The 10146-nt window shown below is 70.1% G+C and carries 12 protein-coding genes; 4 read left to right on the forward strand and 8 right to left on the reverse strand.

Annotated elements, in window-relative coordinates:
* Positions 1-97: 97 nt before the first annotated feature.
* The 5 genes from ACGFIS_RS22145 to ACGFIS_RS22165 all read right to left on the reverse strand — a co-directional run bounded on the left by ACGFIS_RS22145 (position 98) and on the right by ACGFIS_RS22165 (position 4176).
* The gene (locus ACGFIS_RS22145; protein ID WP_392903325.1) at positions 98-1156 is read right to left on the reverse strand and encodes a DUF2330 domain-containing protein; all 1059 of its coding nucleotides are present in this window, start codon (positions 1154-1156) and stop codon (positions 98-100) included.
* Between the two features lie 198 nt (positions 1157-1354).
* Positions 1355-2377, reverse strand: a complete 1023-nt coding sequence (locus ACGFIS_RS22150) for an LLM class flavin-dependent oxidoreductase (RefSeq protein ID WP_392904043.1) — start codon at positions 2375-2377, stop codon at positions 1355-1357.
* 277 nt (positions 2378-2654) lie between these two features.
* Positions 2655-2810 (reverse strand): hypothetical protein, encoded by a 156-nt coding sequence (locus tag ACGFIS_RS22155; RefSeq protein WP_392903321.1) that lies wholly within the window; start codon positions 2808-2810, stop codon positions 2655-2657.
* On the reverse strand, positions 2810-2950 hold the full coding sequence (locus ACGFIS_RS22160; protein WP_392903319.1) for a hypothetical protein: 141 nt from the start codon (positions 2948-2950) through the stop codon (positions 2810-2812). Before ACGFIS_RS22160 ends, ACGFIS_RS22155 begins: the two co-directional genes overlap by 1 nt.
* 59 nt (positions 2951-3009) lie before the next feature.
* The gene (locus ACGFIS_RS22165) at positions 3010-4176 is read right to left on the reverse strand and encodes a hypothetical protein (protein ID WP_392903317.1); all 1167 of its coding nucleotides are present in this window, start codon (positions 4174-4176) and stop codon (positions 3010-3012) included.
* Between the two features lie 128 nt (positions 4177-4304).
* Here ACGFIS_RS22165 and ACGFIS_RS22170 point away from each other — a divergent pair, with 128 nt between their 5' ends.
* The 3 genes from ACGFIS_RS22170 (at position 4305) to ACGFIS_RS22180 (ending at position 7715) form a co-directional block, all read left to right on the forward strand.
* Positions 4305-5444: a sensor histidine kinase gene (locus ACGFIS_RS22170; RefSeq protein ID WP_392903315.1), complete on the forward strand. Its 1140-nt coding sequence runs from the start codon at positions 4305-4307 to the stop codon at positions 5442-5444.
* Positions 5445-5451: 7 nt separating this feature from the next.
* Positions 5452-6144, forward strand: coding sequence for a response regulator (locus tag ACGFIS_RS22175; RefSeq protein WP_392903312.1), 693 nt, complete (start codon positions 5452-5454; stop codon positions 6142-6144).
* Positions 6145-6209: 65 nt separating this feature from the next.
* Positions 6210-7715 (forward strand): alpha/beta hydrolase, encoded by a 1506-nt coding sequence (locus ACGFIS_RS22180; RefSeq protein ID WP_392903309.1) that lies wholly within the window; start codon positions 6210-6212, stop codon positions 7713-7715.
* A gap of 198 nt (positions 7716-7913) precedes the next feature.
* Here the strand turns inward: ACGFIS_RS22180 and ACGFIS_RS22185 are convergent, their stop codons facing one another.
* Positions 7914-8408 carry a DUF3237 domain-containing protein gene (locus ACGFIS_RS22185; protein ID WP_392972312.1) on the reverse strand — a complete coding sequence of 165 codons (495 nt, stop codon included), beginning with the start codon at positions 8406-8408 and terminating at the stop codon, positions 7914-7916.
* A complete protein-coding gene (locus ACGFIS_RS22190; protein ID WP_392903305.1) occupies positions 8405-8854 on the reverse strand; it encodes an ester cyclase in 450 nt (149 codons plus the stop codon). Before ACGFIS_RS22190 ends, ACGFIS_RS22185 begins: the two co-directional genes overlap by 4 nt.
* 60 nt (positions 8855-8914) lie before the next feature.
* Here ACGFIS_RS22190 and ACGFIS_RS22195 point away from each other — a divergent pair, with 60 nt between their 5' ends.
* Positions 8915-9511 carry a TetR/AcrR family transcriptional regulator gene (locus ACGFIS_RS22195; RefSeq protein WP_392903303.1) on the forward strand — a complete coding sequence of 199 codons (597 nt, stop codon included), beginning with the start codon at positions 8915-8917 and terminating at the stop codon, positions 9509-9511.
* A 313-nt stretch (positions 9512-9824) separates the two neighbouring features.
* On the opposite strand, the gene ACGFIS_RS22200 is transcribed toward ACGFIS_RS22195, so the two are convergent.
* Positions 9825-9977, reverse strand: coding sequence for a hypothetical protein (locus ACGFIS_RS22200; RefSeq protein WP_392903300.1), 153 nt, complete (start codon positions 9975-9977; stop codon positions 9825-9827).
* Positions 9978-10146 lie beyond the last annotated feature (169 nt).

The raw sequence follows: 10146 nt of genomic DNA on the forward strand, positions 1-10146 counted from the left end.
GGCTTCCCCGATGAGGCGGACGTTCTGATCGACGGCTCCGCCACCCTCGCCGATACGGCCGCCCAGGGGCCCACGGGCCCTCTGACGCGTCCGGTGCTCACGCACTCCGTCGGCGGGGGTACCGGGGCAGGTTCCTCCGGGATCGAAGGCGCATCAGCAGCACGACGCCCAGCGCCACGGCCAGACCACCGGTGGTGAAGACGATCAGCCAGCCGGCCGGCATGCCCAGGAACCGGACGACCTCCTCCCTGTAGACGACCTGCCGGTAGGGCTCGTCGTCCGTCGCGGTGAAGCGGTAGTCGTCGGCGATCTGCTCGGGATCGATCCCGCCGTCGATGAGCTCGGTCATGAACAGGCCCTCCCCGAGGAATGCCCGCAGTTCCGGGGAGTCGACCTGCCGGGGCGTCACCTCCCCGGCGAACGCCAGCCGCATCCGCGCGCCGGTCGTCTGCCGCACCCGGTGCTCGCCCAGCACGTACAGGTGCAGCCGCTGCGTGTTCTCGGCGAGGCCGGACAGCCGCATCGGATAGACGAGCTCATCCGAGGCGAACGAGACACGCAGCGGGTCGAGTTCGCCGGTGAGGGTCCCGGCGCCGGCTCGCAGCTTCACCGCGACGTACTTCCATCCCTGCTCGACGTAGGGGCCGAGTGCCTTCTCCAGGTCGGAACGCAGCCGGTAGCCGTTGCGGGCCAGCCACCCGGCCAGCGCGTCCGGATCGTCGGCGTCGAGCGTCGCCACGCGGAACGGCCCGAGGTCGCGCTCACCGAGCACCTCGACGCCCCCGCCGTCCCCGCCCGACCCGGCAAGGCTGCCCGCGCCGTCGCCGGAGCCGAGGTCGGGGAACCAGATCCGCCGGGTGACCACGCGCGGCTCGGTGAGCGCGTCGAGCTCCTTGAACCAGCCGCGCTCCCCGAGCCGCACCGTGGCCTCGGACGGCGTGGGCAGCAGCCAGGCCGCGTCCTTCTCCGCCGACTCGGCCGACAACCGCATCACGATCTCCTCGGTGCGCGCCGACGCGTCATAACGGACGATCGACGTCTCCGCGGAGACCCTGACCGGGCTGTCGGAGATCATCGCACCGCAGCCGCACGCCCACGCCGGCTGCGCCACCAAGGCCGCCGACGAGGCGAACAACAGCCCCAGTACGGTCACCACACGCGTAAATGTCTGCACCCCGGCACTCCTGAATCTTCGTCCCGAAAGTGTTCGACCATCGGCACCGCCGCCTGGTTCCGTCCGGAACGCTACGCACCCTGCCTCTCGGTTCGCCCGACAGCCCCGCGTCCACGTCCCGGAAGCGTGCAGGAACCGATGCCGCCGATGCACCGCGCGACGGGCAGGCCGACTCTGCCCTCAGCGCCAGCCGAGCTCGGGTGCCACGTGAGTCAGGATGTTCTCCAGAACGTGCGCGTTGTAGTCCACACCGAGCTGGTTGGGGACCGTGAGCAGCAGCGTGTCCGCGGCCTGAATGCCCTCGTCGTTGGCGAGCTGCTTGACCAGCACGTCCGGTTCGGCCGCGTACGAGCGTCCGAAGACCGCCCTGGTCTTCTCGTCGATCATGCCGATCTGGTCGTCCGAGTCGGCGTTCCGGCCGAAGTAGGCGCGATCCAGATCGCTGGTCAGCGCGAAGATGCTCCGGCTGACCGACACGCGCGGCTCGCGTTCGTGTCCGGCGTCCTTCCACGCCTGCCGGTAGGCCTCGATCTGCCTGCGCTGCTGGACGTGCAGCGGCTCGCCGGTCTCATCGTCCTTGAGCGTGGAGCTTTGCAGGTTCATGCCCAGCTCGGCCGCCCACACACTGGTGGCATTGGAGCCCGAGCCCCACCAGATGCGGTCGCGCAGCCCCGCGGAATGCGGTTCGATGCGCAGCAGCCCGGGTGGATTGGGGAACATCGGCCGCGGATTCGGCTCGGCGAAGCCTCTGCCCTGCAGCACCGTGAGCAGTACCTCGGTGTGTTTGCGTGCCATGTCGGCATCGGTGTCGCCCTCAGACGGCTCGTACCCGAAGTACCGCCATCCGTGGACGACCTGTTCCGGCGATCCCCGGCTGATACCCAGCTGCAGTCGCCCGCCGGAGATCAGGTCGGCGGCGCCGGCGTTCTCGGCGAAGTGCATCGGGTTCTCGTACCGCATGTCGATCACGCCGGTGCCGATCTCGATGCGCGAGGTCTTCGCGCCGATCGCGGAGAGCAGCGGAAGGGGAGAAGCCAACTGCCTGGCGAAATGGTGCACCCGGAAATAGGCGCCGTCGGCACCGAGTTCCTCCGCGGCGACGGCGAGATCGATCGACTGCAGCAGCGCGTCCGCCGCCGACCGGGTCCGCGAACCCGTGCCGTCGCTCCAGTGACCGAACGAGAGAAAGCCGATCTTCTTCACATCGGCATCAACCATTTCAGCGCCGACGAGATTCCTGGCAGAGGTGGGTCGTCCGCGGGGAACTCGCCCGGCCGACGGGCGGGCTCGTCGGCCGGGCGGGGTGGCGACCGCTGTCAGCCGCGGCTGCCCGGCTTCGGTACGAAGGACGCGGTCATCAGGGCGCCCCAGCCGGTGATCTGGGCCTGCTTGACGGGCAGCAGGCCGGGCTCCCGGTGGTCCTTGACGACGATGGCGCGGAAACCCCAGGTAGGCGTAGGTCTTCGAGTCGACGATGATCTCACGGCGCAGATAGCCGTTCTCGACGCGGTAGAGCGTGCAGCGCCGCCTCGATCTTCGGGGGAAGAACGGCGTCCCGCATCGAGAGGGTGATGAGCTCGAACGCCCGGGAGTTGCGCTCCTCGGTCGTCGGCGGTGCCGGCTTCCTCTTCTTCATCAGTGCGTACTCAGGGCGCGGTTGCGGCGGACCTCGGCGCGGCGGTGCTCGCGCAGGGCGTACGTGGCGATTCCGTAGAGCCACGGGCGCGCGTCCGGACGTGTGAAGTCGTACTGCCCGCGTTTGCGGAAGGCGGTCATGAACGTCTCCCCCCGGCGGCCCGAGCTCACGTGGCCGGCCAGTGCAGGTCGGCGGCGGGCTAGCGGTGGCCGCAGGAGCCGCACCGGCCGCGGCGGCGGAGGTAGTACGCGAGGGTCGCGGCGCCGAGGGCGAGGCCCCACAGCGTCCAGAGCTGGCTGGGCGCGGTGAGAACGAGGTCGATGATCTTGCCGCCGCCGTCGGGGTTGTGGCCGAGAATCAGGGCCCGGTTGAACATCAGTCCCGCCTCCGTCACGATCACCGTGACCAGCGAGGCGGGGACGATCGCCGTGCGGGGCCGCACCGGCTTGCCGCGCAGGTGCGGGATCCAGCGGGGGTAGACCTCGCCCCAGCGCTGGACGAGGCCGAGCGTGAGGACCGCGCCCGCCGCTCCGAACGTCGCCAGCCCTGCACCGGCCCACCAGATACCGGGCGACTCCCGTGCCTCCTCCCGGATGTCCTCGGTGGCGTAGCCGAGCGGGATGGCCAGGGCGACGGCCCAGCGGGTCAGCGCGTACAGCAGGGGAACGGCGACTGCGACCGCGACCGCCCAACGCCCCCACCGGGCCGCTCCGGCGGGTGTCGCCCACCCGGTCAGGACGTCACCGTTACGGCCGCAGGCACCGCACGCGCCGCGGCCCCTGCGCCGGTAGGCGACCGCCGTGGCCGCCCAGGCCAGCCCGCCACCGATCAGCAGGAACTGGTTGAGGACCGGCCAATCGAACATGCCGGGCCCGAAGAACTCGACTCCCTTCGGCCAATCGAACAACGACCGGCCGACCAGGAACACCGGTGTACGGCCCACCGCCATCAGCGGCCGGTAATCGGGGATCACCAGGGTCAGCGTCACCGCCGCCGCCGAGGCCACGCTCAGCAGCGCCGCACCGGGCAGCCCGCGCATACGGCTCCGCGCCATCAGCATCGCCGACAGCGCGCCCACCAGCCCCAAGGCGGCGATCACCGGTGCGGCGACGTCCCGCCGGGCCGACTCCAGGAGCGATACCCGAGCGCCGAGCGGATCGCCCACCGGCCCGAACGGAAAGCCTTCCCCACCGAAGGACCAGTACAACCCGAGCAGGCCGTACAGCAGCGACCAGCTCGCCGCCACGTACGCGGCCCACCCGAGCCGGCCGGAGCGTACCCCGGACGAGGCCGATCCGCCGACCGTGGCCGACGGGGGACGCGCCGAGCCTGAACGCGATGCTGCCACATCTCCTGTGCTGCTCATGGTTCAACCTTCGGTGTCCGCCGATGCGCACGACATCTGCCGTTCGGGAGGTTCCGGGTCGGGGCGCCGCGCTCATCTCCCCCGTTCGGGGGAGTGGTGGCGTCCACCGTCCGGCTAGCGTCGGGCCCATGCGAGACCGGCTTGCGTGGTGGCGCCTGCGTGCTCGGCCCAAGATCGCGTGGGTCGCGTGGATCGCGGGGTCGGTGGCCGCCGTGTCCACGACGGCGACCGCCGCCGTCATCGTCTACAGGCCGGCGCTCGCGGACACCGCCCGGACGGAAGCCACGGTGGAGGCGATGGCGCTCCTCACCCTCATCGCCATCGTGGTCCGTGTGGCGCCGCGGCGCCAGGCGATCGTCTCCGGCGCACTGCTGGGCGTCGCGGTCAGCGTGTGGGTGTGGCGATTCGGCGACCCGGACCCGGCGTCGCACCCGCTTCAGGCGGTGGCCTGGAACGCGCTCTGGGCCATGTTCGCGGTCGGCGCGGCGCTCATCGGCGGGTGCCTGCGGTGGACGGACGCGCGCCGCCGCCGCACGCTGGCGCACTCTCACCAGGCCGTACGCCTGGAGATAGCCAGGGACCTGCACGACTTCGTCGCCCACGACATCAGCGTCATCGTGCTCCAAGCCCAGGCGACCCGGTTCGTCGCCGACCAGGACCACGACCTCGGCCAGGCGCTCGCCGCCCTGGAACGCATCGAGGTGGCCGGACTCCGAGCCCTCGCGTCGATGGACCGGACCGTGCACATGCTCCACGAATCCGACGCTCGCACGCCGACATCGACGGCCGTCCCCGGCAACGCACCTGCTCACGCGCCGCTACCGGGCCTGACGGACCTGTCCGAACTGGCCGAACAGTTCTCGGCACCCGGGACGGCGGCCGTCCGGCTCGATCTCGCCCCGGATCTCGCCGCCTCGTTGCCAGGAGACCTGAGCGCCACGGCGTACCGGATCGTTGCCGAGGCCCTGACGAACGTCCGGCGACACGCCCCTACCGCGACCACGGTCACCACCACCGTCCGGCCTTCGGGCGGCTCGGCGCTGGAGGTCACGGTCACCAACGACGGCACTTCCGCCGTCCGGGCGTCGGTGCCGCGAGCCGATCGCCACGGTGGCTTCGGGCTCGCCGGCCTCACCGAACGGGTGCAGGCACTCGGCGGCACGCTGACCGCCGGGCCCTACTCCGCGCAGCGCGGCGGCGCGGCCCTCGACGGCTGGCGCGTGACCGCCCTCCTGCCGCTGACCACCTCCGACTCCGCGATCAGGTGAGGACCGCATGACCTCGGCAACGACCCGCATCCTGATCGCCGACGACCAGGCCGACGTACGCAGCGGCCTGCGCCTCGTGCTGGACGCTCAGCCCGACATGACCGTCGTCGGTGAGGCCGCCGACGGCGCGGCGGCGATCGGGATGGCCCGCCACCTGAGGCCCGACATCGTGTTCGCCGACATCCGCATGCCTCGCGTGGACGGGCTGGAGGTCACCCGGCGGCTCTCCGGACCGCAGGTGTCCGACCCGATCCGCGTCATCGTCATGACCGTCTTCGACCTCGACGACTACGTCACCAGGGCCCTGCACAACGGCGCCTGCGGTTTCCTGCTCAAACGCTCCGGCCCCATGCTGCTCATCGAGGCCGCACGCGCGGCCATGGCCGGAGACACGATGATCAGCCCGCAGATCACCGTGCGGCTGCTCCGCCGGCTCACCCCGCCGCCGGCCGCCACCCGGTCCGATGCGGGCGTGCTGACCCCGCGTGAACTCGACATCGCCCGCGGCGTCGCGCACGCCAAGACCAACGCGGAGATCGCCGGCGATCTGTTCATCTCGCCGGGCACCGTCAAAACCCACATCGCCAGCATCCAGGCCAAACTCAACGCCCGTAACCGAGTCGGCATCGCCGCCTGGGTCTGGGCAACCGGCCATGTCGAGCCAGGGGGACTGCACGGAAAAGAGCGGCAGACCCGTTAACCCCCACTACGAGGAATTGCAGAGAAAACTTTGCAAAGCTTTCTCTGTAGAGTAGGTTCTGGCGCATGCCGCCCCCTGAAACCAAGCGCCGTGCCGGACGAGCGACCGCAGCGACCCTTGGCGTGATCGCCGGACTGGCCGCGGTCACCGCCGCCGCCACGGCTTTCGTGACCGCTCCCACGGTGAACGCCACGCCCGCGGCGGCTCATCGCCTGAGCTGGACCCCGTGTGGTGCTTCCGGCGGCTCCGGCGCCGAGTGCGCCTCCCTGTCACTGCCGGTCGACTGGGACCGCCCCGACGGTCCGACGTTCGAACTGGCCCTGGCTCGGCGTAAAGCCACCGCTCCCGGTGAACGCGTCGGATCCCTGGTATTCGGTCCCGGCGGCCCCGGTGACAGCGGTGTCGACCGGGTCGTGGACGGTATCTCCCGCTTCAGCCCCGTAGTCCGCCAGCGCTTCGACATCGTCAGTTTCGACCCGCGCGGTGTGGGCCGCAGCACCCCGATCGCCTGCTCCGCCGACCTGATCGCGCAGCGGCCTTCACCCGAGATCGAGAACCAGGCGGCCTTCGAGGCCACCCTCGGCTACAACGCCGAGTTGCGCGCCGACTGCCGCCGGCGCACCGGCCCTCTGTTCGACCACCTCGACACCGCGAGCACGGTACGGGACCTGGAGGCCGTCCGCGTCGCCCTCGGCGAGGCCAAACTGACCTTCCACGGCAGTTCGTACGGCACGGTGCTCGGCGCCCAGTACGCCGAGACCTACCCGAATCGCATCCGTGCCATGGTGCTGGAAAGCGTGATGGACCACAGCGTTGCGATCACCCGCTCCTTCCTGCGCGACCAGGGCGCCGCGGCCCAGGATTCCTTCGACGAGTTCGTGAGGTGGTGCTCGGCCGGCACCGGTTGCGTCCTGCACGGCCGGGACGTACGAACGGTCTGGAAGGGCCTGCTGGCCCGCGCCGAACGCGGCGAACTGGAAAACCCGAGCAGGCCCGGGACCCGCCTGTCCTCGATCGACCTGGTCAACGCGGTCGCGTTCCGCGCGTTCTACAGGGCCGACTTCGCCGGCCTGGCCAAGACCATCGCCACCATGGACGACAGCAGCCCGCTCCCGTCGGCGCCCGCCGCACTGTCGCCCCTGCCGCCCACGGCGCCGATCTTCTGCTCCGACTGGCGCCTGCCCGTACGCGACCACCGCGAGTACACCTCACTGGTACGAACACTGAACCGGGCCGCCCCGGACATGCCGTACCTGCTCCCCGTCCGCATGGTGGTCTCCTGCTTGGGCGCGACCACCGCCAACCCCCAGCACCGCCTGAAGGTGACCGGCGCTCCGAAGATCCTGCTGTCCAACGCCCGACACGACCCCGCGACCGGCTACCCCTGGGCACAGTCGGTGGCACGCCAACTCGGCCGAAGCGGCGTGCTCCTCACCTACGAAGGCCACGGCCACGGAAGCGTCACCGAGGGCGCCTGCATGGAGAACACCGTCAACGCCTACCTCACAGACCTGAAAGTCCCCACACGGGGTATCACCTGTCCTGCCCAGGGCCTCCGAACTCGTCGTTGACCTGCCCTTGCGGGGTCATAGCGGCGCCCCGTGAGGCGCCGGGAACAGCATCTTCGCAACACCACATGAGACACGCTCGTTCGTGGCGACGTTGCGCAGCCCAGTTCGTTGGCCGGTGCGGCCGGTGAACCCGCGAGGTGGTCCGGACGGACGACGCCACGGGTCCGGGAATCGCCTGCCGAGGTTCGGGGTGGCGTCTCATTCGACCTGTGCGATCTTGTAGGCGATTCCGCCGTCGATCAGGTACCCCGATCCCACGCAGACGATGTCGTTCAGCCATGCGTACTGCTCCGCCCCGGTCTCGAAGAGCGGGTTGGTCCGGAAGTAGTAGCGGGCCGGGTCGATGTGGTGGCGTTTGGACGGGTCGGCCAGGCCGGCCCGTAGATCAGGCGGAACGACCCAGCGGCCGCTGTAGGTCATGTGCACCAGGGCGTCGTCGTGGGTGCGCAGGGTGAGCCGGACGTCCAGGGTCATGGCCCCGTCAGGCCGGAACAACGCCCAGTCGCCGCCCCCCGGCAGCACCTGGCCATGCAGCCGTGGCCCGTGGAAGCTGCCGCCTGCGGAGCCGAAGAGGATCCGTCGCCCGAGCGGGCCGGCGCCGATGTCCAGCCGGGGGTTCAGGTCTACCACGATGTCGAACAGATGCCGCGTGGTGAGGTCGCCGAGTGCCTTCACGCGGGGGTCGGGGGTCATGAAGCGTCCCTGAACAGCGTGCGCCGGACCGCGTCCGTCGAGACGCCGGACTGCGCGCACAGCTCCGACAGGTCGAAGAAGAACCGCTCACCGGCGATGAGATCGTCCTTGAAGCCGAACTGGATGAACACCGGTAGTTCGGCGCGCCTGCCGTTGGGCGTCACACCGAACCGGTCGCCGGTCATCGTCATCCGCGCCGTGCCCCAGCAGACCAGGGTGTCGTCGTTGCCGGCGTGGCCGTCCAAGACGACGTCGTAGTCCGGGAAGGACGCGAAGAACCTGGTCAGTGCCCGCTCGTTCTCGGTGGTGCCATGCGCCTTCGTACCGAGGGGCGGCGCCTCCAACAGCATCTCCGGGTGGAGCAGCCCCATGGCCGCGGGCACGTCCTGGCGGCTCTTCGCGGCCGCCAACTCCTGCGCCAGCTCGAACATTCGATGGCTTCTCATGCAACTAAACATACGGTCGACCGTATTTATTGGCAAGGCTCCATGGCAGGATTGGAACCGATGAGTGAGAAGGTGCCGGACGGGCGGCTGCTGCGCGGTGCGCGGTCCCGGCGGACGATCGTCCGGCACGCCGTCGATGTGGCGTCGCTCGAAGGGCTCGACGGCCTCAGCTTCGGCCGGCTCGCCACCGAACTCGGCGTCAGCAAGGGCGGCATCCAGACACTGTTCGGCACGAAGGAGAACCTGCAGCTCGCGGTCGCCGAAGCCGCCCGCGAAGCGTTCGAGGAGGCCGTGATCGCCCCCGCGCTGGCGCAGCCGCCAGGTTCGGCGCGGCTGCGCACTCTGGTCGACCGTTGGATCGCCTACGCGCAGGAACCGCTGTTTCCCGGCGGCTGCTTCTGGGCGGCGAACCTTCCGGTCTTCGACAGCCGGCCAGGCCCGGTGCGCGACACCCTGGCCCGCCAGCAGAGGGCCTGGCGCGGCCTGATCGCCGGCGAACTGCGTCACGCAGCCGACGCGGCCGAGCACGCCGTCCCTCTGGCCTTCCAGATCGACGCGGTTCTCACCGCCACGAACACCGCGCTCCGGCTCGGCGACGACAGTGCCGTGGACACGGCCCATCGCGTCATCGATGGGCTCCTTCCACCACCAGGCTGACCCACACGCCGCACCGGACCGCCTCCGCACCCGACGCCATCCGCACATGCCGCAGTTCGCGTCCCTGCTGCTCACATCCGCTTGATGGCGGTCTCGATGTCCTTGGCGGGAGCCTCCTGTGTGGCGGTGCGGCCTTTCTGCGACGGTCGCTGCCCGATCACCGCGGTGAGCGACACCATTTGGCTGGAGACCGGTCACTTCCGCTCAGGTCTTCGAAGATTGCGGTGTGCTCCTCCGGCACGCCCGATTGAGCAGGGCGAAGCCCAAGGCCAGGCCGAGCATGGTGTACACGCCCCGCGGCCAGAAGATGGATTCAGGGATCGGGTGTCGGCACGGTAGGTGTCCGCCAGGAGGTGAACCCGTTCCTGGTTCCGACGACGCTGCGGTTCGCGATCTTGCCCAGGCGCCGCTCACCCATCTGCCGCAGTCCCCCATCGATGATCGCGATCAAGGAGGGGCCGCTCATGCCGATGACAGGGCATTCGCTTTCTTCAGGATCATGTAGGCGGTGGGCGGCGCACTCAATCGTGAGGACAGTCGGGCCCTTGTGTTGTTTCCGTGGGTGAGTGATCAGGTTCGTCCGGGGAGGGGTGGGCAGAGGCCGCCGCGGGTGAGGGCGGCCATGGCGATGAGGG

It is taken from the genome of Spirillospora sp. NPDC048824, from assembly GCF_043198455.1.
In the GTDB taxonomy this organism is placed as follows: Bacteria; Actinomycetota; Actinomycetes; order Streptosporangiales; family Streptosporangiaceae; genus Spirillospora.

Coding starts and splice junctions, on each gene's coding strand:
- ACGFIS_RS22185 (WP_392972312.1), bottom strand. CDS start 8,408: ATGACCCCCGACCCCCGCGTGAAGGCACTCGGCGACCTCACCACGCGG.
- ACGFIS_RS22165 (WP_392903317.1), bottom strand. CDS start 4,176: ATGAGCAGCACAGGAGATGTGGCAGCATCGCGTTCAGGCTCGGCGCGT.
- ACGFIS_RS22170 (WP_392903315.1), top strand. CDS start 4,305: ATGCGAGACCGGCTTGCGTGGTGGCGCCTGCGTGCTCGGCCCAAGATC.
- ACGFIS_RS22160 (WP_392903319.1), bottom strand. CDS start 2,950: ATGACCGCCTTCCGCAAACGCGGGCAGTACGACTTCACACGTCCGGAC.
- ACGFIS_RS22200 (WP_392903300.1), bottom strand. CDS start 9,977: ATGAGCGGCCCCTCCTTGATCGCGATCATCGATGGGGGACTGCGGCAG.
- ACGFIS_RS22155 (WP_392903321.1), bottom strand. CDS start 2,810: ATGAAGAAGAGGAAGCCGGCACCGCCGACGACCGAGGAGCGCAACTCC.
- ACGFIS_RS22190 (WP_392903305.1), bottom strand. CDS start 8,854: ATGAGAAGCCATCGAATGTTCGAGCTGGCGCAGGAGTTGGCGGCCGCG.
- ACGFIS_RS22180 (WP_392903309.1), top strand. CDS start 6,210: ATGCCGCCCCCTGAAACCAAGCGCCGTGCCGGACGAGCGACCGCAGCG.
- ACGFIS_RS22195 (WP_392903303.1), top strand. CDS start 8,915: ATGAGTGAGAAGGTGCCGGACGGGCGGCTGCTGCGCGGTGCGCGGTCC.
- ACGFIS_RS22175 (WP_392903312.1), top strand. CDS start 5,452: ATGACCTCGGCAACGACCCGCATCCTGATCGCCGACGACCAGGCCGAC.